The sequence below is a fragment of the Kitasatospora sp. NPDC004745 genome (assembly GCF_042873275.1).
Taxonomy (GTDB): Bacteria; Actinomycetota; Actinomycetes; order Streptomycetales; family Streptomycetaceae; genus Kitasatospora.
In genome coordinates this window covers 48,662-75,236 of the sequence record NZ_JBIALK010000036.1, presented here as the reverse complement: position 1 = coordinate 75,236, position 26,575 = coordinate 48,662, and the positions used below count along the sequence as shown (strand labels likewise).

Annotated in this window: 26 protein-coding genes and 1 riboswitch; of the genes, 16 read left to right on the top strand and 10 right to left on the bottom strand. The window is 72.2% G+C overall.

All coding sequences use genetic code 11. The annotated features are described in order from the left end of the window. Nucleotides 1-183: 183 nt before the first annotated feature. Nucleotides 184-774: a CGNR zinc finger domain-containing protein gene (locus tag ACFYUY_RS36455; protein WP_360204451.1), complete on the top strand. Its 591-nt coding sequence runs from the start codon at nucleotides 184-186 to the stop codon at nucleotides 772-774. Here the strand turns inward: ACFYUY_RS36455 and sodX are convergent. Further along, on the bottom strand, nucleotides 771-1,151 hold the full coding sequence (sodX, locus tag ACFYUY_RS36450) for a nickel-type superoxide dismutase maturation protease (RefSeq protein WP_387907353.1): 381 nt from the start codon (nucleotides 1,149-1,151) through the stop codon (nucleotides 771-773). The two genes, ACFYUY_RS36455 and sodX, sit on opposite strands and share 4 nt — an antisense overlap. A gap of 261 nt (nucleotides 1,152-1,412) precedes the next feature. On the opposite strand from sodX, the gene sodN reads away from it, so the two are divergent. The 8 genes from sodN (at nucleotide 1,413) to ACFYUY_RS36410 (ending at nucleotide 7,844) form a co-directional block, all read left to right on the top strand. Further along, nucleotides 1,413-1,808: a superoxide dismutase, Ni gene (gene sodN, locus ACFYUY_RS36445; RefSeq protein WP_360204447.1), complete on the top strand. Its 396-nt coding sequence runs from the start codon at nucleotides 1,413-1,415 to the stop codon at nucleotides 1,806-1,808. Nucleotides 1,809-1,906: 98 nt separating this feature from the next. Then, nucleotides 1,907-2,046: riboswitch (cobalamin riboswitch) on the top strand. Between the two features lie 176 nt (nucleotides 2,047-2,222). Further along, nucleotides 2,223-3,287: an iron ABC transporter permease gene (locus tag ACFYUY_RS36440; protein ID WP_360204445.1), complete on the top strand. Its 1,065-nt coding sequence runs from the start codon at nucleotides 2,223-2,225 to the stop codon at nucleotides 3,285-3,287. Beyond that, on the top strand, nucleotides 3,287-4,063 hold the full coding sequence (locus ACFYUY_RS36435) for an ABC transporter ATP-binding protein (RefSeq protein ID WP_387907340.1): 777 nt from the start codon (nucleotides 3,287-3,289) through the stop codon (nucleotides 4,061-4,063). Before ACFYUY_RS36440 ends, ACFYUY_RS36435 begins: the two co-directional genes overlap by 1 nt. An 8-nt stretch (nucleotides 4,064-4,071) precedes the next feature. Beyond that, nucleotides 4,072-5,064 carry an ABC transporter substrate-binding protein gene (locus tag ACFYUY_RS36430; protein ID WP_360204441.1) on the top strand — a complete coding sequence of 331 codons (993 nt, stop codon included), beginning with the start codon at nucleotides 4,072-4,074 and terminating at the stop codon, nucleotides 5,062-5,064. A 99-nt stretch (nucleotides 5,065-5,163) separates the two neighbouring features. After that, nucleotides 5,164-5,547 carry a nuclear transport factor 2 family protein gene (locus tag ACFYUY_RS36425; RefSeq protein WP_360204438.1) on the top strand — a complete coding sequence of 128 codons (384 nt, stop codon included), beginning with the start codon at nucleotides 5,164-5,166 and terminating at the stop codon, nucleotides 5,545-5,547. Nucleotides 5,548-5,557: 10 nt separating this feature from the next. After that, entirely contained in the window at nucleotides 5,558-6,034 is a 477-nt protein-coding gene (locus tag ACFYUY_RS36420; RefSeq protein WP_360204436.1) for a GNAT family N-acetyltransferase, read from the top strand. Between the two features lie 249 nt (nucleotides 6,035-6,283). Then, nucleotides 6,284-6,694, top strand: a complete 411-nt coding sequence (locus tag ACFYUY_RS36415) for an anti-sigma regulatory factor (RefSeq protein WP_360204433.1) — start codon at nucleotides 6,284-6,286, stop codon at nucleotides 6,692-6,694. Nucleotides 6,695-6,851: 157 nt separating this feature from the next. Beyond that, nucleotides 6,852-7,844, top strand: a complete 993-nt coding sequence (locus ACFYUY_RS36410) for an RNA polymerase sigma factor SigF (RefSeq protein ID WP_360204431.1) — start codon at nucleotides 6,852-6,854, stop codon at nucleotides 7,842-7,844. Nucleotides 7,845-7,911: 67 nt separating this feature from the next. Here the strand turns inward: ACFYUY_RS36410 and ACFYUY_RS36405 are convergent, their stop codons facing one another. Further along, nucleotides 7,912-8,340, bottom strand: coding sequence for a hypothetical protein (locus ACFYUY_RS36405; protein ID WP_360204428.1), 429 nt, complete (start codon nucleotides 8,338-8,340; stop codon nucleotides 7,912-7,914). Nucleotides 8,341-8,390: 50 nt separating this feature from the next. Between ACFYUY_RS36405 and ACFYUY_RS36400 the strand changes: the two genes are divergently transcribed. Continuing rightward, the gene (locus tag ACFYUY_RS36400) at nucleotides 8,391-9,362 is read left to right on the top strand and encodes a diacylglycerol kinase family protein (protein ID WP_360204425.1); all 972 of its coding nucleotides are present in this window, start codon (nucleotides 8,391-8,393) and stop codon (nucleotides 9,360-9,362) included. Nucleotides 9,363-9,732: 370 nt separating this feature from the next. Further along, nucleotides 9,733-9,984 carry a WhiB family transcriptional regulator gene (locus ACFYUY_RS36395; protein WP_014138019.1) on the top strand — a complete coding sequence of 84 codons (252 nt, stop codon included), beginning with the start codon at nucleotides 9,733-9,735 and terminating at the stop codon, nucleotides 9,982-9,984. 503 nt (nucleotides 9,985-10,487) lie between these two features. Here the strand turns inward: ACFYUY_RS36395 and ACFYUY_RS36390 are convergent. From ACFYUY_RS36390 to ACFYUY_RS36360, 7 genes are all read right to left on the bottom strand, one after another. After that, nucleotides 10,488-12,008: a PAS domain-containing sensor histidine kinase gene (locus ACFYUY_RS36390; protein ID WP_360204422.1), complete on the bottom strand. Its 1,521-nt coding sequence runs from the start codon at nucleotides 12,006-12,008 to the stop codon at nucleotides 10,488-10,490. A 496-nt stretch (nucleotides 12,009-12,504) separates the two neighbouring features. Continuing rightward, nucleotides 12,505-13,557: an SIS domain-containing protein gene (locus tag ACFYUY_RS36385; RefSeq protein ID WP_360204419.1), complete on the bottom strand. Its 1,053-nt coding sequence runs from the start codon at nucleotides 13,555-13,557 to the stop codon at nucleotides 12,505-12,507. Between the two features lie 195 nt (nucleotides 13,558-13,752). Further along, nucleotides 13,753-15,048, bottom strand: coding sequence for an extracellular solute-binding protein (locus ACFYUY_RS36380; RefSeq protein WP_360204854.1), 1,296 nt, complete (start codon nucleotides 15,046-15,048; stop codon nucleotides 13,753-13,755). Nucleotides 15,049-15,478: 430 nt separating this feature from the next. Then, nucleotides 15,479-16,978 (bottom strand): glycoside hydrolase family 3 protein, encoded by a 1,500-nt coding sequence (locus ACFYUY_RS36375; RefSeq protein ID WP_360204851.1) that lies wholly within the window; start codon nucleotides 16,976-16,978, stop codon nucleotides 15,479-15,481. A 59-nt stretch (nucleotides 16,979-17,037) separates the two neighbouring features. Further along, entirely contained in the window at nucleotides 17,038-17,865 is an 828-nt protein-coding gene (locus tag ACFYUY_RS36370) for a carbohydrate ABC transporter permease (protein WP_360204417.1), read from the bottom strand. Further along, entirely contained in the window at nucleotides 17,862-18,887 is a 1,026-nt protein-coding gene (locus tag ACFYUY_RS36365; RefSeq protein WP_387907333.1) for a carbohydrate ABC transporter permease, read from the bottom strand. Before ACFYUY_RS36365 ends, ACFYUY_RS36370 begins: the two co-directional genes overlap by 4 nt. Before the next feature lie 90 nt (nucleotides 18,888-18,977). Further along, entirely contained in the window at nucleotides 18,978-20,273 is a 1,296-nt protein-coding gene (locus ACFYUY_RS36360; RefSeq protein WP_360204412.1) for an extracellular solute-binding protein, read from the bottom strand. A gap of 337 nt (nucleotides 20,274-20,610) precedes the next feature. Here ACFYUY_RS36360 and ACFYUY_RS36355 point away from each other — a divergent pair, with 337 nt between their 5' ends. The 4 genes from ACFYUY_RS36355 to ACFYUY_RS36340 all read left to right on the top strand — a co-directional run bounded on the left by ACFYUY_RS36355 (nucleotide 20,611) and on the right by ACFYUY_RS36340 (nucleotide 24,533). After that, on the top strand, nucleotides 20,611-21,402 hold the full coding sequence (locus ACFYUY_RS36355) for a GntR family transcriptional regulator (protein ID WP_360204409.1): 792 nt from the start codon (nucleotides 20,611-20,613) through the stop codon (nucleotides 21,400-21,402). A 313-nt stretch (nucleotides 21,403-21,715) separates the two neighbouring features. Beyond that, on the top strand, nucleotides 21,716-21,982 hold the full coding sequence (locus tag ACFYUY_RS36350) for a DUF3311 domain-containing protein (protein WP_360204407.1): 267 nt from the start codon (nucleotides 21,716-21,718) through the stop codon (nucleotides 21,980-21,982). Further along, a complete protein-coding gene (gene mctP, locus ACFYUY_RS36345) occupies nucleotides 21,979-23,592 on the top strand; it encodes a monocarboxylate uptake permease MctP (protein WP_360204405.1) in 1,614 nt (537 codons plus the stop codon). The genes ACFYUY_RS36350 and mctP overlap by 4 nt, the downstream gene beginning before the upstream one ends. Nucleotides 23,593-23,747: 155 nt before the next feature. Next, nucleotides 23,748-24,533, top strand: a complete 786-nt coding sequence (locus ACFYUY_RS36340) for a histidine phosphatase family protein (protein ID WP_360204403.1) — start codon at nucleotides 23,748-23,750, stop codon at nucleotides 24,531-24,533. A gap of 43 nt (nucleotides 24,534-24,576) precedes the next feature. Here ACFYUY_RS36340 and ACFYUY_RS36335 read toward each other — a convergent pair whose 3' ends face one another. Next, nucleotides 24,577-25,539 (bottom strand): helix-turn-helix domain-containing protein, encoded by a 963-nt coding sequence (locus ACFYUY_RS36335; protein WP_360204400.1) that lies wholly within the window; start codon nucleotides 25,537-25,539, stop codon nucleotides 24,577-24,579. A gap of 525 nt (nucleotides 25,540-26,064) precedes the next feature. Between ACFYUY_RS36335 and ACFYUY_RS36330 the strand changes: the two genes are divergently transcribed. After that, complete coding sequence (locus ACFYUY_RS36330; RefSeq protein ID WP_360204397.1) at nucleotides 26,065-26,559, top strand: GNAT family N-acetyltransferase; 495 nt, start codon at nucleotides 26,065-26,067, stop codon at nucleotides 26,557-26,559. The last annotated feature ends 16 nt before the right edge of the window (nucleotides 26,560-26,575 follow it).

Here is a 26,575-nt window from a genome sequence, read left to right as displayed (position 1 = left end):
GGGCCCCCGCCCGGGCCCCCTCCCCGCACTGCCCTAACCCCCCCCGCGGTCCCCCCCCCTCCACCCTTACCCCCCACCCGGCGGCCCCCGCCCGCCCCCCCCGGCGGGCCCCCGACGTTTTCCCCACTCGGGTAATAGGCTGGAAGCAGTCAGCCCGTTACCGACACTTCTGGAAGGACCGCCGTGGAGCTCGCCTCGTACGCCGACCTCGCCGTCCGGCTGGTGAACACCGAGGAGCCCGAGCGCGGAACCGACTCGCTGACCTCCGTCGAGGCCGTGCGCGAGCTGTTCTCCGACTCCTCGCGGGCCGCCGCGCTGGCCGACGAGTCCGACCTGCCCCGGCTGCGGGCGGTGCGGACCAGACTGCGCGGGGTCTTCGAGGCCGCCGCCGAGAACGACGAGGTCCGGGGCGTCGACCTGCTGAACAGCCTGCTGATGGAGTACCCCGTCAGCCCGCTGGTCTCCGGGCACGACTACCTGGACGACGCCGGCCGGCCCCGCTGGCACCTGCACCTCGCCGACAACTCGCCGACCGCCACCGCGCACTTCAGCGCCGTCGCCTGCATGGGCCTGGCCGTGCACCTGACCGAGCTGGGCGCCGACCGGCTCGGCATCTGCCAGGCCGCCCCCTGCCGCAACGCCTACCTGGACACCTCGACCAACCGCTCCCGCCGCTACTGCTCGGACCGCTGCGCGACCCGCGCCAACGTCGCCGCCTACCGGGCCCGCAAGCGCCAGGAGGCGGAGGCCGCGGCGCCGGGCAACACTCCCTAGCGCGGCTGCGGCGGGTGGACGTCCTCCACCCAGAGGCCCAGCCGGCGGGCCAGGCCCGGGACGGCGGCCAGCCGGCCGCCGAGCAGCAGGCGCTCCAGCCGGCGGCCGGGCGCCAGCCAGGCCGGGCGCGGGCGCACCCGCAGCAGCACCCGGCCGAGCACGAGCTCGTCCGGCACCGGGCCGTAGCTGCGGCTGTCGCTGTCCACCGGCCGGTTGTCGGACAGCAGCCACCAGCCCGCCGGGCGGCGCTCGGCGGCCCGCTTGACCACCAGCAGGTCCTGCTGGAAGGGGTGCCGGAAGAGCACCACCGCGCCCGGGCGGATCGGCGCGCCGTAGCGCACCAGCAGCTGGTCGCCCTCGCGCAGGGTCGGGACCATCGAGGGCCCGGCCACGTCGACCAGCCCGAACGGCAGCGCGCCGCCGCCCCGGGCGCCGCCCCCGGCTTCCGCGCTCCGCGCCACGACTCCTCCTCCCGACCGAACGGTCCCAGTCTGCCGTATGGATCGTCACCCCGTTCGATGTCCGGATTACCCCGGTTCCGGGTCCGCCTTTTGCCCTAGGCCCACCGCCCGATCGCGAAACCCGCAGGGCGGAAGGGTAATCTCGGGCGCGGGAAGACGATCTAAGGAAGGACTCCCATGTTCTCTCGTCTGTTTGCACCGCGCGCCACCGCCCACGCCCACTGCGACCTGCCCTGCGGCGTGTACGACCCGGCGCAGGCCCGGATCGAGGCCGAGTCGGTCAAGGCCACCCAGGAGAAGTACCAGGCCAACGAGGACCCGCACTTCCGCGCCCGCGCCGTCATCATCAAGGAGCAGCGCGCCGAGGCCGTCAAGCACCACATCTCGGTGCTGTGGAGCGACTACTTCAAGGCCCCGCACTTCGAGAAGTACCCGCAGCTGCACGCGCTGATCAACGACACCCTGAAGGCCGCCTCGGCCGCCAAGGCGTCCACCGACCCGGCCACCGGCCAGGCCCTGCTGGACCTGATCGCCGAGGTCGACAAGATCTTCTGGGAGACCAAGCAGGCCTGAGCCTGACGCGTCGCCACCCGACCGCCCCCGTCCGCACCGCCGGACGGGGGCGGTCGTGCGTCCACGGCCGACCCGGCCGGGACCCACCCCGGTAAGGGTTGCCTAGCCTGAGTGGCTGTTATGCTGCCAGGGCGTCCGAGGGGGAAGTCCGGTGTGAGTCCGGCGCTGACCCGCAACGGTGAGCGCGGCCCGCACGGCCGCGCCAGCCCGATCGCCCCCGGCCGCTGACCTCCCGACAACTCGCCGTGGACTGCGAGGGGACGGCGCCGCACGGGCCCGCGCCCGCCCGGCGCCCGCCCCCGCGCGCCCGCGGCCCGAGGCAAGGCGCACAACCCCGGTGAACGAGCGCAGCGAACGGACCGTCAACAGGTGCGCGCGGGCCCACGCCCGTGTGCGGCCCGGCGGGGCCGGCACGTGAGCGGCGCCGCGGCCGCGCCGCCCGCCCGGCGGATACCCGCCCCGCCCCTCGCCCTCGGCCTGGCCGTCGCCCTGCTGCTCTCGCTGGTCTGCGGGGTCGCGCTGGGCGCCGCCGGCCTCGGCCCGGCCCGGGTGCTGCGGCTGCTCGCCGCCGGGCTGACGGGCGGTCGACTGGAGGCCGACGAGGCCGCCGCGTACGCCATCGTCTGGGAGATCCGGCTGCCGCGCACCGTGCTGGCCGCGGTGGTCGGCGCCGGGCTCGCCGCCACCGGGGTCGCCGTGCAGGCCCTGGTGCGCAACGCGCTGGCCGATCCGTTCGTGCTCGGGATCTCCTCCGGCGCGGCCGTCGGCGCCAACGCCGTCCTGCTGCTGGGCGCCTTCGCCTCGCTCGGGGTGTGGGCGATCTCGGCCTCCGCCTTCGGCACCGCGCTGCTCGCCATGGTGCTGGTCTACCTGGCCGCCCGGACCGCCCACGGACTCACCCCGCTGCGCCTGGTGCTCACCGGCACCGCGCTCTCCTACGGCTTCTCCGCCGCCACCGCGCTGATGGTCTTCGCCGCCGCCCGCGGCGAGGCCGCCCGGGACGCCATGATGTGGCTGCTCGGCAACCTCGGCGGCGCCACCTGGGGATCCGTCCCGATCGTCGCCGCCACCGTGCTCGCCGGCCTGGTCCACCTGCACTGCTCCGCGGGCCGGCTGGACGCGCTCGCCATGGGTGACGAGACGGCCGCCTCGCTCGGCGTGGACCCGGACCGGCTGCGCCGCGAGCTGTTCGTGGTGACCGCCGCCGTCACCGGCACGGTGGTCGCGGTCAGCGGGGCGATCGGCTTCGTCGGGCTGATGGTCCCGCACCTGGCCCGGATGCTGGTCGGGGCCGGCCACCGCCGGGTGCTGCTGGTCGCGCCGGTGGCGGGTGCGCTGCTGCTGGTCTGGGTGGACATCGTCTCGCGGACCCTGCTGGCGCCCGCAGAACTGCCCGTCGGGGTCGGCACCGCGGTGCTCGGCGTGCCCTGCTTCCTGTTCCTGATGCGCCGCCGCGGCCACGCCCTCGGGGGGCGCTGATGGACCTCTCCCTCGACCGGGTCTCGGTCGACCTGGCCGGTGCCCGGCTGGTCCACGACGTCGTGCTGAAGGCCGCCGCCGGGCAGGTGGTCGGTCTGGTGGGGCCGAACGGCAGCGGCAAGTCGACCCTGCTGCGCTGCGTCTACCGGGCGCTGCGGCCCGCCGCCGGGGCCGTCCTGCTGGACGGCGCCGAGCTGCACTCGCTCCCCGCCCGCGAGGCCGCCCGGCGGGTGGCCGCGCTGCCGCAGGAGCACTCCGCCGAGTTCGACTTCACCGTCGCCGAGGTGGTCGCGATGGGCCGGCTGCCGCACCGGAGCGGGCTGGGCGGGCCGGGCCCGGACGACCGCGCGCGCTGCGCGCGGGCGCTGCGCCGGGTCGGCGCCGAGCACCTGGCCGGACGGGGCTTCCCGAGCCTGTCCGGCGGCGAGAAGCAGCGGGTGCTGATCGCCCGCGCGCTGGTCCAGGACCCGCGGCTGCTGGTGCTCGACGAACCCACCAACCACCTGGACATCGCCCACCAGTTGGACGTGCTGGCGCTGGTCCGGGAGGCCGGGCCGACGGTGCTCACCGCCCTGCACGACCTCAACCTGGCGGCCGGCCACTGCGACCTGCTGTACGTGCTGCGGGCCGGCCGGATCGTCGCCTCCGGGCCGCCCGCCGAGGTGCTCCGGCCCGACCTGCTGGCCGAGGTGTTCGGCGTCCGGGCCACCCCCGTCCGGCACCCGGTGACCGGCGCCCTCCAGCTGCTCTTCGACCGTGTCCACCCCACCCGCTAGGAACCCGCTTGCGCACCAAGGCCGTTGCCTCCGCCGCCCTGCTCGCCCTCGGACTCACCGCCTGCGGCGCGGAGATCGCCCCCGGCGACGCCGCCGCCGGCTCCGCCCACTACCCGGTGACCGTGCAGAACTGCGGCACCGCGCTCACCTTCGACCGCAAGCCCGCCCGGGCGGTCACCAACGACGTCGGCATCACCGAGCTGATGCTCGCCCTCGGCCTCGCCGACCGGATGGCCGGCTACGTGATGCCCGACGACAAGGGCCGGGTCGACCAGGTCGCCTGGAAGGACGGCTACCAGCGGACCGCGTGGCTCTCCAGGAAGGAGATCACCAAGGAGATCGTGCTGGACGCCCGGGCCGACCTGGTCTTCGCCGGCTGGCACTACGGCTTCGACGAGGGGAGCGGCTTCACCCCGCAGGCGCTGAAGGACCTCGGCATCGGCTCGTACGTGCTCAGCGAGTCCTGCCGCAGCGGCCGGGGCCCCGAGCGCGGGGTGATGTCCCCGCTGGACGCGCTCTACACCGACCTGGCCAACCTGGGCGAGGTCTTCGACGTCCGGGACCGCGCCGACCGGCTGATCGCCGACTTCCGGGCGCAGGTGGCCGCCGTGCCTGAGCCCGCGCACCGGCCGTCCGTCTTCCTGTACGACAGCGGGAAGGACAAGCCGTACACCGCCGGGAGGTTCGCCGCGCCCCAGGAGATCATCGCCAGGGCCGGCGGGACCAACGTGACGGGCGACCTCGCCGACAGCTGGACCACCGTCGGATGGGAGAGCGTCGTCGAGCGCGATCCCGAGGTGATCGTGATCAACAACTACGGGGAGACCGGCGCCGAGGCCAAGCGCGCCTTCCTGAAGTCCTTCCCGCCGCTCGCCGGCGTCTCGGCGGTCCGGAACGACCGGATCTTCGTCCTGGACTACGTCGACCTGGTGGAGAGCCCGCGCAACCCGGCCGCGATCACCGCACTGGCCGCCTACCTGCGCACCGTCCCCGCCCGCTGACCGGCCCGGATCCCGCTCCCCCGGCGGGCCCGCCGGCCCGGCCCGCCGGGCGTACGCTCGGAGGTGCGAGCCGACGGACCCGACCGGAGGAGCGAGATCATGACCACCACGGCGGCGCCGTCCGCCTTCGACACCCGTGCGCTGCGCGAGGGCATCGAGCGCAGCGACCCCGCGGCCCTGCTGGCCCTGTACGCGGACGACGCGGAACTGCGCGTGGTCGACCGCAAGACCCAGCCCAGCCACCCCCTGGTGATGCACGGGCGGGACGAGATCGCCGCCATGCTGAACGAGGTCTACAGCCGCGAGCCCACCCACACCCTCGAACAGGTGGTGGTCCAGGGCGAGCACGTCGCCTTCATGGAGTCCTGCCGCTACCCCGACGGCGTGCGGGTGCTGATGACCTCCATGGCCGACCTGCGGGACGGCAGGATCGTCGACCAGACCTCGATCCAGGCCTGGGACGAGACCGGGCCCGCCCAGTAGGCTCGTCGGCATGATCCGCACCGCCGTCGCCACCGACGTCCCCGTCATCCACGCCATGGTCCGCGAACTCGCCGAGTACGAGAAGGAACCGCACGCGGCGGTGGCCACCGAGGAGCAGCTGCACGACGCTCTGTTCGGTGCCAGTCCCGCGCTCTTCGGCCTGGTCGCCGAGGACGAGGCCACCGGCGAGCCGGTCGGCTTCGCCGTCTGGTTCCTCAACTTCTCGACCTGGCGCGGCACCCACGGGATCTACCTGGAGGACCTCTACGTCCGCCCGGAGGCCCGCGGCGGCGGCCACGGCAAGGCCCTGCTGCTGGAGCTGGCGCGGATCGCCGTCGAGCGCGGCTACGCGCGGATGGAGTGGTCGGTCCTCGACTGGAACGAGCCCTCGATCAACTTCTACAAGTCGCTCGGCGCCGTCCCGATGGACGACTGGAGCATCTTCCGGCTCACCGGCGAGGCGCTCACCGCCGCCGGGAGCCGCTGAACGGTCCGCCCGAACCCCTGCCACCCTGCGTCGCGATGGCTTACCATGAGTGACTCCCGAGCCCCGGACGGCGTGCGGAAAGCGGTAAGGTCTCAGGCGGATACGCGGCGTCCGGCCGCCCTGCGAGGGGTATGACCGGTACGTACCGCACCACCCCTCTGGACAGTTGGGGCGAAGCAGTTGAGCCAAGCAACAGACAGTGCCGCGGCCACCGGCCCGGAAGCACAGCGCGTCACCCAGGAGGTGAGGGTGTCCCAGATCGACGGCGAGCCCGGAGTGCAGGACTTCGTGGAGGTCCGGCTGCCCGCGGCAGGGGCCTACCTCTCGGTCCTGCGAACAGCGACGGCCGGCCTGGCGGCGCGGCTCGACTTCACCCTCGACGAGATCGAGGACCTTCGGATCGCGGTCGACGAGGCCTGCGCCATCCTGCTCCAGCAGGCGGTGCCCGGTTCCGTCCTGTCCTGCGAGTTCCGGCTGGTCGGCGACTCGCTGAAGGTGACGGTCGCCGCCCCGACCACGGACGGCAAGGCGCCCGAACGCGACACCTTCGCCTGGACGGTGCTCTCCGCACTGGCCGGCGAGGTGGACTCCTCGGTCGCCGAGGACAAGACCGTGTCGATCAGCCTGCACAAGAAGCGCGGCGGCCCCGCCGCCCACTAGACGGGCGTCGAGCAGCACCGCGCGAAGGGCCGTCCGTCCGCCCCCGATCCGGGGCCGGGCGGGCGGCGCCCGGTACCGCCCCCCAGCGGTACGACCAACGAGAAGATGCCGGGGCCAACGGGCCCCGGTGCTCCCGGAACGGAACGGGGGAATGGCCGTGAGTGATCTGGACCGTACCGGCCTCGCGACGGCGGGCCCTGCCGTACCGACCCAGGCGAGCGTTCCCGGCCTCGCCGCCAACGACGATGCGCACCCGAAGGACGCCCACCGGATGAGCCACCCGACCGAGCCGACGTCTGATCCGACGCCCGCCTCGCCGACCCCGCCCGAGCCGGCGGACGAGGCGGGGGACCTGCGGGGCGCGGTGCCCACCCAGGGCCCGCACCGCACGGGCGCGCCGGACCGGGAGGCGGCCCGCGCGCTGTTCGTCCGGCTGTCGGCGCTGCCCGAGGGCTCCCCGGAGCGCGTCGAGCTGCGCAACCAGCTGGTGCGGATGCACATCCCGCTGGTCGAGCACCTGGCCCGGCGGTTCCGCAACCGGGGCGAGCCGCTGGACGACCTCACCCAGGTCGCCACCATCGGCCTGATCAAGTCGGTGGACCGCTTCGACCACGAGCGCGGGGTCGAGTTCTCCACCTACGCGACGCCGACCATCGTCGGCGAGATCAAGCGGCACTTCCGCGACAAGGGCTGGGCGGTCCGGGTGCCGCGCCGGCTGCAGGAGCTGCGGCTGTCGCTCACCACGGCGACCAGCGAGCTCTCCCAGCGGCACGGCCGCTCCCCCACGGTGCACGAGCTCGCCGAGCACCTGGGCATCTCCGAGGAGGACGTCCTGGAGGGTCTGGAGTCCGCCAACGCGTACTCCACGCTGTCCCTGGACGTCCCGGACAGCGACGACGAGTCGCCGGCCGTGGCGGACACCCTGGGCGCCACCGACGAGGCCCTGGAGGGCGTCGAGTACCGCGAGTCGCTCAAGCCGCTGCTGGCCCAACTGCCGCCCCGGGAGCAGAAGATCCTGGTGCTGCGGTTCTTCCGGAACATGACGCAGTCGCAGATCGCCGCCGAGGTGGGGATCTCCCAGATGCACGTGTCCCGGCTGCTGGCCCGGACCCTGGCGCAGCTGCGGGAGAAGCTCCTCGTGGAGGAGTAGGACGGTCGGCCGCCGGAGACGGCGGCCGACCCCCCGACGGCCGTGACGGCCGTGACGGCCGTGACGCTCAGCCCTCGTGCGGCGCGTACAGGGCCGCCGTCGCCTTCGGGTTCAGCAGCGAGCCGATGCCGACCAGACCGAGCAGACCCACCAGCACGCCGACGGCGATCATCGCGCCACCGCTCTGCAACATGTAGTAGCCGACCGGCAGGCAGATCGAGTTGGTCAGCACCGCGGGGCTGCGGCCCCAGCGGCGCTCCTTGAGCAGCGCCCGGGCGGCCAGTATCGGCAGCACCCCGAGCAGCACGATGACCAGGCCGCCGAACTCGTTCAGGGCCAGCTGCTTGGACTGCCCGGACAGCGCCGAGACCATGTCCCAGACGCCGACGACGGCCAGCGCGGCGCCCTCCAGGGCGGTGATGGCGGCGCCCACGGTCAGCGGCGCGGGGCGGGCCGGGCCCGCCGAGGGTACGGGTGCGGAGGATTCTGCGGTCACTCCAGCAGGGTAGCCGCCGGTCGGCCCGTACCGACCCGTAGGCTTTCCCCATGCGCGCTCTCCTGGTCGTGAACCACAAGGCCACCACCACCAGTGGCCGGACCAGGGACGTGCTGATCCACGCGCTGCGCAGCGACCTCAAGCTGGAGGTCGCGGAGACGCAGTACCGGGGCCACGCGCGCGACCTGGCCCGCGAGGCGACGGAGGACGGCACGGTCGACCTGGTGGTCGCGCTCGGCGGTGACGGCACCGTCAACGAGGTGGTGAACGGGCTGCTGGCGCACGGCCCGGGCGAGAAGGTCCCGCGACTGGCCGTGGTGCCGGGCGGTTCGACCAACGTGTTCGCCCGGGCACTGGGGCTGCCGAACGACCCGGTGGAGGCCACCGGCGCCCTGCTGAACGCGCTGGACCAGGGCAGCGAGCGGCCGATCGGCCTGGGCAAGGCGATGACCGAGGGGCTGCCGGACCGCTGGTTCACCTTCACCGCCGGCCTCGGCTTCGACGCGGGGGTGGTCGGCCGGGTGGAGGAGCAGCGCAGGGCGGGGCGCAAGTCCACCCACGCGCTCTACGTCGGGCAGGCGCTCCGGCACTACGTCACCCAGCGTGAGCAGCGCCGTTCCGGCCCGGTGACCCTGGAACTCCCGGGCCACCAGGGCGTGCCGGGCCTGGTGCTGGCCATAGTCAGCAACACCTCCCCGTGGACGTTCCTGGGCAACCGACCGGTGTACCCCTCACCGCTCGCCTCCTTCGACACGGATCTCGACGTCTTCGGCATCACCCGGATGACGGCGTTCGGTACGGCTCGAACGATCCGTCAGATCCTGCGGTCGTACGCGCCTTCGAGCGACGGCGCACCGCCGGTGGGCCCCACCGGCAAGCACGTCGTCTCCTATCACGACGTCAGACACTTCACCTTGGTTTCAGAGGAACCCGCCCCGTTCCAGGTCGACGGCGACCATCTTGGAGACAGGAGGCGCGTCAGTTTCACAGGCGTTCGGCGGGCACTGCGTGTGATTGTGTGACCGGAAGGGGGGTTCACCCTTCTTCTCGAACGCACAAGCCCCCTTCACTCCATAGAAGTACTGGCTGTGAGCTAGGCGACACCGAAGAATCAAAAATTCCTCCCTGAAGGGGGTTGTATCCGGGCCCGAGGTTTGCGAACCTCTACATGGCGTTCGGGACACATCGCAGCGACGGCAACCTCAGATCCTGGCGGGTGTCGACCGCGGGGCGTCCCTCGAATCGCCGAATCCCTCCCCAGCACAGACCACCCGGGCCCCGGCGGGCCTTTGGTCTCTTTTGCTGTTGCGGGATTCGTGAAAGCGTTCACATTCACAAGCCATCGATTATGCCGATCGGGTGACCCCCGCCGGCAGGAGGAGTTGGACGACCATGGACTGGCGCCACCGCGCTGTCTGCCGCGAAGAGGACCCGGAGCTGTTCTTCCCGATCGGGAACACCGGTCCTGCTCTGCTGCAGATCGAGGAAGCCAAGGCCGTGTGCCGCCGCTGTCCGGTCATGGAGCAGTGCCTGCAGTGGGCTCTTGAGACCGGCCAGGACGCCGGCGTCTGGGGCGGCATGAGCGAGGACGAGCGTCGCGCGATGAAGCGCCGTGCCGCCCGCAACCGCGCCCGCACCGCCTGATCACACGCCGTAGTACCAGCGGTAACCGCAGCACCGATCGACACATGATCAAAGGCTTCCCTGCACCTCCTGGTGAAGCCTTCCGCACAAAGGACCTTGCCCCGCGAGGTCCCGCGACACCGGACCGTCCCAGACACTTGATACTGTTCACTTAGAGCAATATTGTGGAGCTGTGGCGCTCACCGTGTGCAACGCACCGGCGAGGTGTCGCTACCCAGAGCCCCCGTTCCGGCCGACTCCCCCCGACGGCCGGAACGGGTTGAGAGGCCCTGTCGACCCACCCCCCCCCGGTCGACAGGGCCTCGTTTCTGTTTCCGCGCCCGGACGGGTGCGCCGTCCCGGGGCGCGTGGGGTGCGGACCCGGCGCCCGGGCCGGATGCACGCCCCCGCCGCGCTCCTCGACGCACCGACCCGTGGCGGCCTGAACCCGTCGGCCGGAGCACATCGGCCCGAGTGCGCCGGCCGGACGCGGCAGTTGGAACGCGGCGGTCGAAACGCGGCGGTCAGCGGACCGGGATCTCCAGGATCACCTTGGTGCCGCCGTTCGGTCCGGCCACCATGTCGAAGGTGCCGCCCAGCTCGCCGGTCGCCAGCGTGCGGACGATCTGCAGGCCGAGGTTGCCGGCCGTCTTCGGATCGAACCCCTCGGGCATGCCGCGGCCGTCGTCCTGCACGGTGATCAGCAGGTACTCCTCCGGCCGGGCCCCGCCGTTCCAGCTGTCCGACCAGCCCATCCCCGTCGCCGGGGCCCGTCCGCGCAGTGCGCTCACCTCCAGGTTCCCGGAGGCGGTCGGGCCGAAGGCGTGCTCCAGCGCGTTCTGCAGCAGCTCGGTCAGCACCATCGACAACGGGGTGGCGACCTCCGCGGACAGGATGCCGAAGCTGCCGCTGCGGCGGGTGGCGACCCGTCCGTCCTGGGACAGCTCCATCGCCATCGCCAGCACCCGGTCGGCGATCTCGTCGAAGGCCACCTGCTCGTCCAGCGCCTGGGAGAGCGTCTCGTGCACGATCGCGATCGAGCCGACCCGGCGCACCGCCTCGTCCAGCGCGGCCCGGCCGGCCTCCGACTCCATCCGGCGGGACTGCAGGCGCAACAGCGCCGCGACGGTCTGCAGGTTGTTCTTCACCCGGTGGTGGATCTCCCGGATGGTGGCGTCCTTGGTCATCAGCTCGCGGTCGCGGCGCCGCAGCTCGGTGACGTCCCGGCAGAGCACCAGCGAGCCGGTGAGGGTGCCCTTCGGCTTGAGCGGGATCGCCCGCACCGTCACCACTCCGCCCTGCGCCTCCACCTCGGTCTGCCGCGGCGCCCAGCCGCTCGCCAGCTTCACCAGCGCCTCGTGCACGGCCGCCCGGGAGGGCGGGACGAGGTCGGCGGTGGCCCGGCCGAGGTGGCTGCCGACGAGGTCGGTGGTCAGCCCCAGGCGGTGGTAGGCGGAGAGGGCGTTGGGGCTGGCGTAGGTGACGATGCCGTCCGCGTCCAGGCGGATCAGGCCGTCGCCGACCCGCGGCGCGGCGTCCATGTCGGCCTGCTCGATGCCGGGGAACGGGAAGGCGCCGGCCGCGATCATCTGGGCCAGGTCGGAGGCGCTCTGGAGGTAGGTGAGCTCCAGCCGGCTGGGGGTGCGGACGGTGAGCAGGTTGGTGTTTCGGGCGATCACCCCGAGCACCTTGCCCTCGCGCCGGACCGGGATGGACTCCACCCGCACCGGCACCTCCTCGCGCCACTCGGGGTCGCCCTCGCGCACGATCCGGCCCTCGTCGAAGGCGGCGTCCAGGAGCGGGCGGCGGCCGCGCGGGACGAGGTGGCCGACCATGTCGTCCTGGTAGGAGGTGGGCCCGGTGTTGGGCCGCATCTGCGCCACCGAGACGTAGCGGATGCCGTCCCAGGTGGGGATCCACAGGACGAGGTCGGCGAAGGAGAGGTCGGAGAGCAGCTGCCACTCCGAGACCAGCATGTGGAGCCATTCCACGTCGGCCCCGGTGAGGGTGGTGTGGCGGCGGACGAGTTCGTTCAGCGAGGGCACATGGCGAGCGTATCGCCGCGGGTGCAGGCTGGGCGCGGCGGACCGGGAGGCGGACCGGGGGCGGATCGCGCGGCCGGCCTGCGGCGGAACCGGCCGACCCGAGTTGTCCAGACCAATTTTCGGGGAGGCCTGGACAACCGAGATTGGTCTAGTCCACAATGAATGAGCACCAAGGAGAGGCCCACCGCGCAACTGCCCTGACCGCGCGAGGCCTTTCCTCGGTCGGACGCCGCCGAGCGAGGACCCCGCACAGTTCTCGATCGACCCCGGCGACCGACGACAGCTCCGGGCTGCGGTGCCGCACGGGTTGAGGGTCCCGTGTCGGCGCCGTGGCCCGTAGTGCTTTCCGGCCGCCCCCGGGTGCGGCGGCCGCCCCGGAACTCCCCCGCCGGAGCCCCGCTCCGCCGCTCGAACGGCTCGGGCCCCGTCCACAGGCTGTGGACGGGGCCCGAGCCGTTCGGCGCCGGTCAGTACGGCCGGTGCCGGCCGGCGCCGGTCAGTGCGTCTCGGTGACCTTGGCCAGGGCGCGCGGGGCGTCCGGGTCCTGGCCGCGGGCGATGGTGACCTCGTACGCCAGCAGCTGCAGCGGCAGGATCTCCAGGATCGGCTGGACCTCCTCCGGCACCCCGGAGGGCAGCGCGAAACCCGCGGAGGCGGCGTCCACCTGCGGCCGCTGGCCGATCACGACGAGGTCCGCGCCGCGGCCGCGCAGGCGGTCCAGCACCGGCTGCAGGGCCTCGCCGCCCTTGCCGTCCGGGACGATCGCGATGACCGGCGAGACGTTGTCCACCATGGCCAGCGGGCCGTGCAGCAGGTCGGCGCCGGAGAACGGGGAGGCCGGGATGTAGGTGGTCTCCATCAGCTTCAGCGCCGCCTCGCGGGCGGTCGGGTAGCCGTAGCCGCGCGAGGTGATGACCAGGCGCTGGGCGAAGCGGTAGCGCTCGGCCAGCGCCTTCACCTCGGCCTGCCGGGCCAGCACGCCGGCGGCCAGCGCGGGCAGCTCCTTGGCGGCCGAGGAGTCGCCGCCGCGCAGCCCCTCGACCAGCAGGTAGAGCGCCAGCAGCTCGGCGGTGTAGGTCTTGGTGGCGGGCAGCGCCTTCTCCGGGCCGGCCAGCACGTCGATGTGGAACTCGGACACCTCGGCGAGCGGCGAGGCGGCGTTGTTGGTGACCGCCAGCGTGATCGCGCCGGCCTCGCGGGCGGCCTTGGTGGAGGCCACCAGGTCCGGCGAGCCGCCGGACTGGCTGACGGTGATCACCAGCACGTCGGTGAGGTCGGGCCGGGCACCGTACGCGGTGGTGGTGGACATCGAGGTGAGGCCGGCCGGCTTGCCGAGCAGGATCTCGATCAGGTACTTGGCGTACAGGGCCGCGTTGTCGGACGTGCCGCGCGCGGTCAGCAGGACGAAGCGCGGGTTGCGCGCGGCGATCTCGGCCGCGATCTCGCGGATCTTCGGGGCGCCCTCGTCGAGTATGCGCTGGAGGACGGCCGGCTGCTCGGCCATCTCCGCCGCCATGATCCGGCCGGGGACAGTCTGCGTGTCGGACATCTGGATGTGCCTCCGATGAGATGGTTCGACCCCGACCGGGCAGTCGCCCGACGGGGACCCTCTACGGCGGCGAGTCCGCACACTCGCTGCGGTGGTGATTCCTGCGGCAATCCTACGGTGGCCGCCCCCGCCGGGCACGCGCGAGCGCCCCTCCCCCGGGGCGGGTGGAGGGGCGCCCGGACGGCGGCCGGGGCGTCAGGAGGGGTTGTTGATCAGCTGGTCGATCGCGGCGTCGGCGTCCTTGGTGGCCTGGTCCACCGACTTGCCCTTGAGGATCGAGGTCAGCATGTCGGGCAGGATCTTCTGCTTCTCGACCGCGCCCCACCCCGGGGCCAGCGGCGTGAACCAGGCGTCCGGCACCGCGTTGGCCGCGGCCGCGGTGGTGGGCTTGTTCTTCAGCGGGTTCAGCTGGGTGAGGTTGTTCGGCAGGATGTCCTTGTCGGCCAGCGCCTGCTGGGACTTGGTGCTGGTGAACATCCGCACCCAGTCGGTGGCGAGCGCGACCTGTGCGGACTTGGCGGTGACCGCGAGGTCCGAGCCGCCGATGAAGGTGGGCAGCGGCTTGCCGTCCGGGCCGGGCATGGTGGCCACCTTGACCGCGTCCTTGAGGCTCGGGTCGCCGGTGACCGGCGCGAACACGCTGGCCGACTCGAAGCCGTTGCCGTAGAAGGACGCCGCGTGCCCGCGGGCCATCGACTCGAACTGGTTCTGCTCGTTCACCGACAGGTCGCCCTTGTTGTACTTGCGGACCAGGTCGATGAAGTGGCTGATGCCCTGCTGGGACTTGGCGTCGTGCAGGGTGCCGTGCCAGTTGCCGGAGCTGTCGAACTTGGCGATGCTGCCGCCGAACGCCGCCACGTAGCTCATCGCGGCGTACCAGTACGGGCCGGGCAGGTAGAGCGGGGAGAAGGTCCGGTCGGCCTTGTTCCGGTCGGCGACCTTGTCCAGCGCGGCCGTCAGCTCGGTCTCGGTCTTGGGGAACTCCGCGCTGCCGGTGGCCTGCTGGAAGGCGGCGGAGTTGTAGATGGCGACCCGGGCGCCGGCGTAGTACGGCACGCACCAGAGCTTGTCCTGGTAGGTGCAGGTGTTGGCGAGTGCCTTGATCCAGCTGTCGGAGTTGTCGAAGGTGGTCCGGTCGACGGCCGCCAGGGCGCCGGAGAGCACGTACTTCATGGTCTCGGTGTTGCCCAGTTCGACGACGTCGGGGGCGCTGCCGTCGGCGAGCGCCTTGTCGAACTTCGAGACCTTGTCCGCCCAGCCCTGGTACGAGAGTTTGAGGGTGACGTTCGGGTACCGCGCCGCGAACTCGTCGTTGACCCGCTGGACGAGGTCCGGCCAGTTCTTCTGGGCGTCGTCCATCAGCCAGACGGTGACGGTGCCGCTCGCGGTCTTCGCGCCGGTGGAGGCGCCCTCGCCGTCCGCCGACGGGGAACCGGACGAGGAGCAGGCCGTCAGCCCGACCGCCAGTGCCATGATGCCGAACGTGGACATGAGCTGACGCTTCGTCACGCCATCCTCCGAGGGTGTTAGAGCCGTGTTGCCCGCCGGCAGCGTGATGGCGCCCGCAGCGGAGGATCCGGGCAGGGCGAGGAGCTTCGGGGAGGGCCGATACCACATCCGGTGAGGTTGAAATTCGAACCGGATGACTGGACTCTGGCCTAGACCAATGGCGGTGTCAACGGCCAAATGGCCCTTCCGCCAAGGCCGTTGCAGAGCCGTTGTACCGCGTGGCGATCCGTCGCCGGGTCGTCACCCTAAGTGGGACTTAAGACGGATTTAAGGCCTGCTTGAGGGAACACCGTCACCCGGGGAGTCCGCGGGTGGACGCGGGGGGAAACGGGACGGGCCCGCCATGCGACATGCGCATGACGGGCCCGTGGGCGGACGCCCCGGCACGGCCGGGTGACGTCCTGACGCGTTCTCAGCCGATCGCTCCCGGCTGCCCGGTGAGCACCTCGACGGCCGCCAGCCCGCACACTCGGGCGGCGCCGTGGGTGGCGATGTGCAGCGCACCGACCGGCTCGGACTGCGGCAGCCCCATCTCGACAACCATGGCGTCCGGCCGGGCCGCGACCAGGCGGCCCAGCGCGGCGGACATCCAGCCGTGCCGGTGCGCGTCCCGGACCACCAGCACCAGCCGGCGGCCCTCGGCGCCCGCCACCAGCTCGGCGACCAGCGCGTCCAGCCGCCCGGGGGCGGCGTCGACGGCCGATACCTCCCGGGTGCGGGTGCCGGGGAAGCGGTCGGCCAGCATGCCGGCCACGCCCCACGGGGTGACGTCGCCGACCGCGATGTTCGGCTCGTCCGAGAACGAGGCCACGAACGGCCGTTCCGTCACCGGCAGCACCTCGCGGCCCGGCGCGCGGACCACCTTCAGCGCCCGGCGGGCGGCCCGCAGGCCCACCGCGAGGTCCGGCTCCGGCCGCTCGCCCTGGGCCGAGATCCGGCCCCAGGTGCCCAGCGCGCGGACCCGGGCGGCGGCGTCCGCCAGCCGGTCCTCGGCCAGCGCGCCGGACCGCACGCCCGCCACGATGGCGTCGCGCAGCATCAGCACGGTCTCCTCGTCGGCCAGCCCGCCGCCGACGCAGATCGCGTCCGCACCGGCCGCCAGCGCCAGCACGGTGCCCCGGCCCATCCCGAAGGTGTCGGCGATGGCGCCCATCTCGATGGCGTCGCTGACGATCAGGCCCTGGTAGCCGAGGCCGCCGTCGGCCGGGGCCGCGCGCAGCAGGTCGCGCAGCACGGTCGGGCTCAGGGTGGCCGGCAGCTCGGGGTCGAGCGCCGGGATCATGATGTGCGCGGTCATCACGGCCTTGGTGCCGGCCGCGATCGCCGCCTGGAACGGGATCAGGTCACGGGCCCGCAGCACGTCCAGGTCGACGTCGATGACCGGCAGGCCGTGGTGCGAGTCGACCGCGGTGTCGCCGTGGCCGGGGAAGTGCTTGGAGCAGGCGGCCACGCCGGCCGACTGCAGGCCCTCCACCCAGGCGGCGGTGTGCCGGGCGCACAGCTCCGGGTCGGCGCCGAAGGAGCGGACGCCGATCACCGGGTTGCGCGGGTTGGAGTTGACGTCCGCGGTGGGCGCCCAGTTGTAGTTGACGCCGGCCGCGGCCAGCGCCCGGCCGAGCTCGCGGGCGACGTCCCGGGTCAGCGCCGGGTCGTCGATCGCGCCGAGCGCGAGGTTGCCGGGCCACGAGGAGCCGGAGCCGGCCTCCAGGCGGGTGACGTCCCCGCTCTCCTCGTCGATGGCGATGAGGAGGTCGGGGTTCTCCGCCCGCAGCGCCGAGGTGAGCGCGGCGAGCTGGTCGAGGTCGACCACGTTGCGGTCGAACAGGGCCACCGAGCCGAGCCCGGCGGCGAGGTGGCGGCGCACCCACTTCGGCGGCTCGGTGCCGACGAAGCCGGGCTGCAGGACGGTCATGGCGTCGCGGTGCAGCTGGTCGCTGTCCGGGACGGCGGGGACGAGGATGCTCACGTTTCTCAGCCCTTCACGGCGCCGTCGGTCAGTCCGCCGACCGCCTTGCGCTGCAGGAAGACGAACAGGATCAGCACGGGGATGGCGAACATCGTCGACGCGGCCATCGTGGCGCCCCAGTCGTTGCCGAACGCCGTCTTGAAGGAGGAGAGCCAGAGCGGGAGGGTCTTGCCCTCCTCCTTGTTGAGGATCAGGACGAGCGGGAACTCGTTCCACGCGGTGATGAAGCCGAACAGCGAGGTCGACATCAGACCGGGGGCCAGCAGCGGGAAGATCACCTTCACGAAGGCCTGGGAGCGGGTGCAGCCGTCCACCATGGCGGACTCCTCCAGCTCCTTCGGCACCGCGGCGATGAAGCTGCGCAGCGTCCAGATGGTGAAGGGCAGCACCATCATCATGTAGAAGACGGTGAGCGGGACGAGGCTGTTCAGCATCTCGTTGTCGCGCGAGATCATGTAGACCGCGATGGTCATGACCTCCCACGGCGCCATCTGCGCGACCATCACGACCAGCACGAAGGCCTTGCGGCCGCGGAACCTCATCCGGGCGATGGCGAAGGCCGCGAGCGTCGCGATCACCAGCGACATCAGCACCGCGCCGACCGTCGCGATGAAGCTGTTGCCCACGTACGTCCAGAAGTTGGGCGCGTTGACCGCCGTGGTGAAGTGGTCGAGGGTCCCGTCGAACGGGATGAAGACCGGGGTCTTGCTGATGATGTCGCGGTCCTGCTTGAAGGCCGTCGCGACCATCCAGTAGACCGGGAAGATGAAGAAGACGAAGAGGACGACCGCGATCACGTTCGGCCAGGTACGTCCGATGAGCGAGCGCCTCACAGCTCGTCCTCCTGCTTGATCATGATCCGGAAGTAGTACGCCATCAGCACGCCCAGCATCAGGATGGTGAGCACCGCGATCGCGGAGCCGACCCCGTAGTGCTGGCCGGAGGAACCCTCCAGGAAGGCGTGCACGGGCAGCGTCCGGGTCAGGTTCTCGGGGCCGCCGCCGTTGATCGCGTACACCTGGGTGAAGGCCTTGAACACCCAGATGACCTCGAGGAAGGTCGTGGCCAGGAAGAACGGCTTCAGGCTCGGGAAGACCACCGAACCGAAGATCTTGAACGGGCCGGCGCCGTCCATCCGGGCGGCCTCGTAGAGCTCCTTGGGGATGGTCGTCAGGCCGGCGTACATGTTGAACGCCACGAACGGGATGGACTGCCAGACGATCAGCAGGATGACCACGAAGAAGGTCGAGTACTGGTCGCTCATCCAGTTGTAGTCGGCCATCGAGTGCCAGCCGAGCTTGTCCAGGAACCAGTTGACGACGCCCCACTGCTGGTCGAACAGCCACGTGTAGACGGTGGTCGCGGCGACCACGGGCATCGCCCAGGCCATCAGCAGCCCGATCGACAGGACCAGCCGCATCCGCTTGCCGAGGCGGTTGAGCAGCAGGCCGATCAGGGTGCCGCCGCCCATGATCAGGACGACGTTCACCAGGGTGAAGGCGACGGTGCGCCCGGTGACCGCCCAGAAGTCCGGGTCGGTCAGCTGCTCCTTGTAGTTGTCGAAGCCGTTCCACTCGGTGAGGTGCTGGACCAGCTGGCGCCGGTTGAGGTTCTGGAACGACAGCAGGACCGTCTTGAGCAGCGGCCAGCCCAGCAGGGCGAGGGTCGCCACGGTGGCCGGCAGCAGCAACAGGTACGGCGCCAGGCGCGCACCGAGCCCCGGTCCGTCCGCGGGTCTGGCACCCTTCCGCGGGGTGCCGCCGCCGGCGCCCGCGGCACCCGTCCCGATCCCGGCCACGGCGGTCGTCCCTGGCTCCGGGGACCGTGTCTGCACCCGCTCCGAATGCACAGCCATCGTTCTCACTTCCTCACAACCCGAACCACGACGGACAGGCGCCGCCCACCGGCCCCCCGCCGGGGGCCGGTGAGCGACGCCGCTCAGTGCTTACTGCTTCTGGTTGAGCCGCTTGGCGATCTCGTCGTCGTACTTCTTGGCCGTGGCCGCGTAGTCGCCGCCCTGCAGCACGGCGGTCAGGAACTCCTTGATCGGGTTCGGCTTGTCCTCGACGCTGGCCCAGTTCGGGGTGTTCGGGGTGATGGCGCCGACCGCGGCGGCCGTCTGGGCGGCCTTCGCGAAGTCACCGGTGATCTGGCCGTTCAGCGAGGCCTTGTTCGGGATGTTCCCGGCCGCGGCGACCAGGCCCTCGTTCTTGTCGTTGAGGGCGACCTTCAGGAAGTCCTTGGCCATGTCGGAGTTCTTGCTGGCGTTGGCGACCGCCAGGTTCGAGCCGCCGAGGAAGACGCCGGAGGGCTTGTCGGCGGTCTTGCCCGGGAGCGGGAAGAAGCCGATCTTGTCCTTGGGCATGTCCTTCTCGGCGGGGAGCTCCCAGCCGAGGGCGATCATGGCGCCGACGTTGCCCTTGCCGAAGACGTCCTTCTGCTGCGGGGTGGCCTCGTCCTTGTCCTTCGGACCGGAGACCGAGTAGCCCTGCAGCTTCTTGTAGGTCTCGAAGGCCTTCTGCGCCTCGGGGGACGACAGGCCGCCGACCCACTTGTCGCCGTCCTTCTTGGCGATCTTGCCGCCCTCACCGGTGAGCAGGCCGAAGTAGGTGTACCACTCCTGGCCGGGCAGGTAGATCGGGTCGGCGACGCCGTCGGTGGCCTTCAGCTTGTCCAGGTCGGCGTAGAACTCGTCCAGGGTCTTCGGGGCGGCGGAGAGGCCGGCCTTGGCCCACAGGTCCTTGTTGTAGGCGACCACGCGGTTGGAGACCCACCACGGGGCGGCGTACTGCTTGCCCTCGAGGACGGCGGCCTCGTTCTGGTTGGCGGCCCAGTCGGCCCCGCCCAGGGCGGCCTTGTCCTTGGTGAGGTCGAGCAGACCGCCCGAGGCCGCGTAGCCCGCGGTCTGGGTGTTGCCGAGCTCGAGGACGTCGACCGAGCCCTCGGACAGCGCGGCGGTGATCTTCTGGCCGATCCCGTCCCACTCCTGGATCTGGAAGTCGACCTTGGAGCCCGGGTAGGTGGTCTCGAACTCGGTCTTGACCGCGTCGGTCCAGCCCTTCGGGGCGGAGCCGGTCATCAGCCACACCTTCAGCGTCTTGCCGCTGTAGTTCTTGGCACCCGCCGCGGCCGACGAGCTCGAACCGGCGCTGTCGCCGCCCTTCTTGCCGTCCGAGCCACAAGCCGCCAGGCCGACGACCATTGCTGCGACGCCGACCGCCGCGATGAGCTGACGCTTCACGCCATCCTCCTGAGGGATGCCTGGGTTACCCCCGTCGGGCGGCAGCGGCAGACCCACACAAAGCGGGGGGAAAGGTGCCGCGGACCCCTTCGAACGGGTGGGGGGATTCGTAGTGTCCGGCCTAGTGGTGTAGACCAGATGCCTGGAGCTTGGCCTAGACCAATGGGCCTGTCAACGGCCTTCCGACCGATCCGGACCACCCGTTATCAAGCCGACACCGCACATCGTTCATCGCGTGATGAGGTATTCGTTCCGTAGCCATACATGCAACGATGTGACCCGTTAACTATGTGGCGGGGCCCGCAAAGGCCCCGCGAGAAGCGGGAGAACAGGTCCGATGAGCAGCGACGGGGGATCCACCGCCCAGGTCAACGACCCCGAGGTGAAGAACCTCCCGGCGCACGCCGGCACCGACCCGACCGCGCGCGTCCCCAAGTACTACGGACTGAAGCGCCACCTCCTCCAGCTCACCGAGACCCAGCCGGCCGGCACCCCCGTCCCGCCGGAGCGCGCGCTGGCCGCCCAGTTCGACACCTCGCGCACCACCGTCCGCCAGGCCCTGCAGGAGCTGGTCGTCGAGGGCCGCCTGGAGCGCATCCAGGGCAAGGGCACCTTCGTCGCCAAGCCCAAGGTCGCCCAGGCCCTCCAGCTCACCTCCTACACCGAGGACATGCGGGCCCAGGGCCTGGAGCCCACCTCGCGGCTGATCGAGATCGGCTACATCACCGCCGACGACCGGCTCGCCCCGCTGCTGGACATCAAGCCCGGCGGCCGGGTGCTGCGGATCGAGCGCCTGCGCCTGGCCAACGGCGACCCGATGGCCATCGAGGTCGCCCACCTCTCCGCCAAGCGCTTCCCCGCGCTGCGCCGCAACCTCGCCAAGCACAACTCGCTGTACGCGGCGCTGCGCGAGGTGTACGGGGTCACCGTGGCCGAGGCCGAGGAGACCATCGAGACCACCCTGGCCGACCCGCGCGAGGCCGGCCTGCTCGGCTCCGACCTCGGCCTGCCGATGCTCCAGCTCTCCCGGCACTCCTTCGACGCCGACGGCGCCCCGGTGGAGTGGGTCCGCTCGATCTACCGCGGCGACCGGTACAAGTTCATCACCCGCCTGAAGCGCCCGGAGTAACCGCGCTCCCCCTTCGCACCACGGGCACCGGCGCGCGCGACCCGCGCGCCGGTGCCCTTTCGCGCTTCCGACTGCCCGTTTCCGGCCGAATGCGGGTTCGCGCCGTCCGGATGGCGGGAAGTTCCGGCAACCCCGGTGACATGGATCACGTCATGCTCTAGATTGCGCAGCCGTACTGACTGCTGATCACCGATGGTGCTGCTCGGCGGGCTCACGGGGGTGTGCGGCGTCCCCGGGGCTGCGGCGCCGACGGGGAGAACCCTCCGGAGCGGAGCCGAAGATGCCGTCTGACCTCGATGCCACCGAACCTGTCATGCCCGAGCCACCCGGCGCCCCGGTGCCGGCCGTGACGCCCGAACGGGTGCTGGCCGCGCTCGCCCTGCTCGTGCCGATCGTCGCGATGCTCTGGGTGTCCTCCTACGACAAGACCGACCCGGGCGTCGGCGGGATGCCGTTCTTCTACTGGTACCAGCTGCTCTGGGTGCCGGTCTCGGCGGTGTTCACCGTCGCGGCGTACCTGCTGATCAACCGGGACGAGAAGGCCCGCAAGGCCGTGCGGAAGGCGGGTGGCGCGCGATGAAGGACGTCAACGTGACGGCCCTCGTGGTCTTCGTGCTGTTCTTCGCCCTGGTCACCGTGATGGGCTTCCTCGCCTCGCGCTGGCGCCGGGCCGACGACGCGGCGCACCTGGACGAGTGGGGCCTGGGCGGCCGCAGCTTCGGGACCTGGGTCACCTGGTTCCTGCTCGGCGGGGACCTCTACACCGCCTACACCTTCGTCGCCGTCCCCGCCGCGGTCTACGCGACCGGCGCGGCGGGCTTCTTCGCGGTGCCGTACACGATCATCGCCTACCCGCTGGTCTTCCTCTTCCTGCCCCGGCTCTGGTCGGTCTCCCGGGTGCACGGGTACGTCACCCCGGCCGACTTCGTGCGCGGCCGGTACGGCTCCCGGCCGCTGTCCCTGGTCGTCGCGCTGACCGGCATCCTGGCCACCATGCCGTACATCGCGCTGCAGCTCGTCGGCATCCAGGCGGTGCTCGACGTGCTGGGCGTCGGCGGCGGCGAGAACGCCAACTGGTTCGTCAAGGACCTGCCGCTGTTCATCGCCTTCGGCGTGCTGGCCGCCTACACCTACTCGTCCGGGCTGCGCGCCCCGGCGCTGATCGCCTTCGTCAAGGACGCCCTGATCTACATCGTGATCATCGTCGCGGTGATCTACATCCCGATCCGGCTCGGCGGCTACGGGCACATCTTCGACGCCGCGGCGCAGAAGTTCAGCGCCCCCAAGGCGGCCGGCTCGCTGACCGTCCCGGACAACAAGCAGTGGACGTACGCGACGCTGGCGCTGGGCTCGGCGATGGCGCTGTTCATGTACCCGCACTCGGTGACGGGCGTACTGGCGTCCAAGTCCCGCAACACCGTGCGGCGCAACATGGCGATCATGCCCGCGTACTCGCTGATGCTGGGCCTGCTGGCGCTGCTCGGCTTCATGGCGATCGCGGCCGGCGTCGGCAAGGGCGACAAGAAGTTCAACTCCCAGCTCTCGGTGCCGCAGCTGTTCGCCGACATGTTCCCGGACTGGTTCACCGGCGTGGCCTTCGCCGCGATCGGGATCGGCGCCCTGGTGCCGGCCGCCATCATGTCCATCGCCTCGGCCAACCTGTTCACCCGCAACGTCTACAAGGAGTGGCTGAAGCCCACCGCCACCCCGGCGGACGAGACCCGGATCGCCAAGCTGGTCTCGCTGCTGGTGAAGGTCGGCGCCCTGGTGTTCGTCCTCGGCATGGACAAGCAGGCGGCGATCAACCTGCAGCTGCTCGGCGGCCTGTGGATCCTGCAGACCTTCGTGGCCATCGTCGGGGGCCTCTTCACCCGCTGGTTCCACCACTGGGCGCTGTTCGCCGGCTGGGCGGCCGGCATGGCCTACGGCACCTGGAAGGCGTACGGGATCGCCAGCCCGGCCACCAAGCACTTCGGCGGCAACGCGGCCGAGATCCCCGGCATCGGCGAGATCGGCTACATCGGGCTGACCGCCTTCGCGCTGAACCTGGCCGTCGCGGTGGCGCTCACCCTGGTGCTGCGGGCCGTCAAGGCGCCCGTGGGCCCGGACGAGACCAGTCCCTCGGACTACGGCGCCGAGGCCGGCGACGACGAGCTGAAGAACGCGCCGGAGCCCGTAGCGGCGCACTGATTCGCGCCGCACGCGCCCTGTGACCGCGCCGCCCTCTCCGTGAACACTGGAGAAGGCGGCGCGATCATATGTATGAACAGCCGCCTTCGCAGGGCACCACCAGACCGGACCGGCAACCGGCCGGCAACTGATCGACCCACGGGGAGCACGCCGCCATGGCAGAACTCGGCACCACCCTCAACGGCCAGCACCAGTCAGCCCAGAGCCCGCACCACCTCTCCGCCCACCGCCCCGCGGCGGCCACCCGGCTGCCGTCCGTGCTGATCGCCACCCGGCACGGCGAGTCCACCGCCAACGTCGAGTTCCAGCTCGCCGAGGCCGCCGGAGCGCTCAGCGTCCCGATCAGCTGCCGGGACGCCGACATCCCCCTGTCGCTGCACGGCCAGCAGCAGGCACAGGCGCTCGGCCGCTGGTGGGCCGCCCTGCCCAGCGCCGACCGCCCGCGCAGCGTCTGGTGCTCGCCCTACGTGCGCACCACCGAGACCGCCCGGATCGCGCTCGCCCAGGCCGCCGGCCTCGGCGCCGTCCCGGTCTCGCTCCCCGTGCGCTACGACGAGCGGCTGCGCGACCGCGAGCTCGGCGTCTTGGAGATGCTGCCGCGGGCCGCGATCGAGGCCAAGCACCCCGAGGAGGCCGCCCGCCGGCGCAAGATGGGCGAGCTGTACTACCGCCCGCCCGGCGGCGAGTCCTGGGCCGACGTCGCGCTGCGGGTGCGCAGCCTGCTGCGGGACGTCTGCGAGGAGGACGCCGGACGGCCCGTCCTGCTGGTCGCGCACGACTGCACGGTGCTGATGCTGCGCTACGCGGTGGACCGGCTCACCGAGGACCAGCTCACCGCCCTCGGGCCGGTGCACAACTGCTCCACCAGCCTCTGGCGCGCCCAGGACGGGCGGCTGCGCCCGGACCGCTGGAACACCGTCGACCACCTGGCGGCCGACTGACCGGCCGCCCGGGTCGCGGGCCGGGGCCGGGGCCCGGGCGAGGTCAGTCCTCCCACTCCCCCGGCCCGGCGAAGCAGCGCCGGTAAGCGAGCGGCGTGGTGCCCAGCCGGCGCGCGAAGTGGTGCCGCAGGGTGGCCGCGTTGCCGAAGCCGCAGCGCACGGCGATCGCGTCCACCGGCTCGGTGGTGGACTCCAGCAGCCGCTGGGCGAGCAGCACCCGCTGCCCGGTCAGCCAGCGGTGCGGGGTGGTGCCGGTCTCCTGCTGGAAGCGGCGGGCGAAGGTGCGCGGGGACATGTGGGCCCGGGCGGCCAGCTGTTCGACGGTGCAGTCCCGCTCCAGGTGGTGGCGCATCCAGTCGAGCAGCGGGGCCAGCGAGTCCCCGTCGCCCCCGGGCAGCGGCCGGCAGACGAACTGGGCCTGGCCGCCCTCCCGGTGCGGTGCCACCACCATCCGGCGGGCGATCCCCCGGGCCACCTCGGCGCCCTGCGCCTTGCGCACCAGGTGCAGGCAGGCGTCGATGCCGGCGGCCGTCCCGGCGGAGGTGATCACCGGGTCGTCGTCCACGTACAGCACGTCCGGTTCGACCGTGGTCCGCGGGAAGCGCCGGGCCAGGTCCTCGCTGTACCGCCAGTGGGTGGTGGAGCGGCGGCCGTCCAGCAGCCCGGCGGCTCCCAGCACGAAGGCACCGCTGCAGATCGACAGCACCCGGCCGCCGGACTCCACCACCGAGCGGAGCCCCTCCAGCAGCGGCTCCGGGTACTCCCGGCGGATCGCCGACGCGGTGACCACCACCAGGTCCGCGCCGGCCAGCCGTTCCGGGCCGTGCGGGACGTCCACCGCGAAGCCGGCGTGGGTCGCGTGCGGCCCGGGGCGGACCCCGGCGATCGCGAAGTCGTACCCGGGCAGGCCCTCGGCGGTGCGGTCGAGGCCGAAGACCTCGCAGGCGACGCCGAGTTCGAAGGGGTGGATCTCCTCCAGCACCACCGCGACCACGTTCTTCAGCATGCCGACCAGGATGCCCCGACGGGCACCGCCCGGGGAAGGCCGGGTCCGGCCCCGGACGGCCGGTGCGCGCAGGGCCGGGCGCACCAGGGAGGGGCGCACCGCCGGAGCGACGCACCGCCGGAGGGACGCACCGCCGGAGGGACGCACCGCCGGAGGGACGCGGAAACGGCGGTGGCAGGATTTCGAGGCAATCGGGCGTTCCTGCCACTCGTGATCGCCGGACGGCCCGACCAGAGTGGACCCCATGGACACCGACACTCTCGCGAGCGCACTGGGCCTGGCCGGGGCCGTCGGCGGGTTCGGCCTGCTCGGCCTGCTGATCGGCCGGGACGTCGCCCGCGGCGCCGCCACCGGCCGCGACAACTGGCACCGCCCGGGCGGCTACCCGGCCGACCACCACCGGGCGGACCGGCTGTACGGCACGATGCCGGCCGCCTCGCTGCGCCCCTCCGCGGACCCCGCCACCCTCCCGGTCCGTTCCACCCCCGAGATCACCACCCCGCACGGCTCCGGCACACTGGCCGGATGGACATCCTCATCCGCCAGGCCCTCCCGGAGGACCTCGACGACGCCGGTCGCATCACCGTCGAGGCCTTCGTCGGCGACGGCTACACCTCGCCCGAGAGCGGCTACGTCGACCTGCTGCGCGACGCCCCCCGGCGCGCCCGGGAGGCCGAGCTCCTCGTCGCGGTCGACGTGGCCGGGGGGCGAGTCCTCGGCTGCGTGACCTTCGCCGTCGGCGGCACCGAGTGGGCGGACATCGCCACCCCGCGCGAGGGCGAGATCCGGATGCTCGCCACCGCGGCGGCCGCCCGCGGCCGGGGCGTCGGCGAGGCCCTGGTCCGCGCCGCCCTCGCCCGCAGCCGTGAACTCGGCCTGGCGGGCATGGCGTTCTCCACCCGTCCGGAGATGACCGCCGCCCACCGCGTCTACGAGCGCACCGGCTTCCTCCGGACCCCCGAACGCGACTGGGCCCCGTACCCGGGGATGGACCTGATGGTCTACACGATCGCGTTCTGAGCGGCGCGGCCGCGGC

What these genes read in the sequence shown, in the direction of transcription:
- ACFYUY_RS36330 (WP_360204397.1), top strand. Translation starts at nt 26,065, where the DNA reads ATGGACATCCTCATCCGCCAGGCCCTCCCGGAGGACCTCGACGACGCC.
- ACFYUY_RS36420 (WP_360204436.1), top strand. Translation starts at nt 5,558, where the DNA reads ATGATCCGCACCGCCGTCGCCACCGACGTCCCCGTCATCCACGCCATG.
- mctP (WP_360204405.1), top strand. Translation starts at nt 21,979, where the DNA reads ATGAAGGACGTCAACGTGACGGCCCTCGTGGTCTTCGTGCTGTTCTTC.
- ACFYUY_RS36335 (WP_360204400.1), bottom strand. Translation starts at nt 25,539, where the DNA reads ATGCTGAAGAACGTGGTCGCGGTGGTGCTGGAGGAGATCCACCCCTTC.
- ACFYUY_RS36340 (WP_360204403.1), top strand. Translation starts at nt 23,748, where the DNA reads ATGGCAGAACTCGGCACCACCCTCAACGGCCAGCACCAGTCAGCCCAG.
- sodX (WP_387907353.1), bottom strand. Translation starts at nt 1,151, where the DNA reads ATGGTCCCGACCCTGCGCGAGGGCGACCAGCTGCTGGTGCGCTACGGC.
- sodN (WP_360204447.1), top strand. Translation starts at nt 1,413, where the DNA reads ATGTTCTCTCGTCTGTTTGCACCGCGCGCCACCGCCCACGCCCACTGC.
- ACFYUY_RS36385 (WP_360204419.1), bottom strand. Translation starts at nt 13,557, where the DNA reads ATGTCCGACACGCAGACTGTCCCCGGCCGGATCATGGCGGCGGAGATG.
- ACFYUY_RS36375 (WP_360204851.1), bottom strand. Translation starts at nt 16,978, where the DNA reads ATGACCGTCCTGCAGCCCGGCTTCGTCGGCACCGAGCCGCCGAAGTGG.
- ACFYUY_RS36365 (WP_387907333.1), bottom strand. Translation starts at nt 18,887, where the DNA reads ATGGCTGTGCATTCGGAGCGGGTGCAGACACGGTCCCCGGAGCCAGGG.
- ACFYUY_RS36350 (WP_360204407.1), top strand. Translation starts at nt 21,716, where the DNA reads ATGCCCGAGCCACCCGGCGCCCCGGTGCCGGCCGTGACGCCCGAACGG.
- ACFYUY_RS36400 (WP_360204425.1), top strand. Translation starts at nt 8,391, where the DNA reads ATGCGCGCTCTCCTGGTCGTGAACCACAAGGCCACCACCACCAGTGGC.
- ACFYUY_RS36395 (WP_014138019.1), top strand. Translation starts at nt 9,733, where the DNA reads ATGGACTGGCGCCACCGCGCTGTCTGCCGCGAAGAGGACCCGGAGCTG.
- ACFYUY_RS36380 (WP_360204854.1), bottom strand. Translation starts at nt 15,048, where the DNA reads ATGTCCACGTTCGGCATCATGGCACTGGCGGTCGGGCTGACGGCCTGC.
- ACFYUY_RS36435 (WP_387907340.1), top strand. Translation starts at nt 3,287, where the DNA reads ATGGACCTCTCCCTCGACCGGGTCTCGGTCGACCTGGCCGGTGCCCGG.
- ACFYUY_RS36425 (WP_360204438.1), top strand. Translation starts at nt 5,164, where the DNA reads ATGACCACCACGGCGGCGCCGTCCGCCTTCGACACCCGTGCGCTGCGC.
- ACFYUY_RS36355 (WP_360204409.1), top strand. Translation starts at nt 20,611, where the DNA reads ATGAGCAGCGACGGGGGATCCACCGCCCAGGTCAACGACCCCGAGGTG.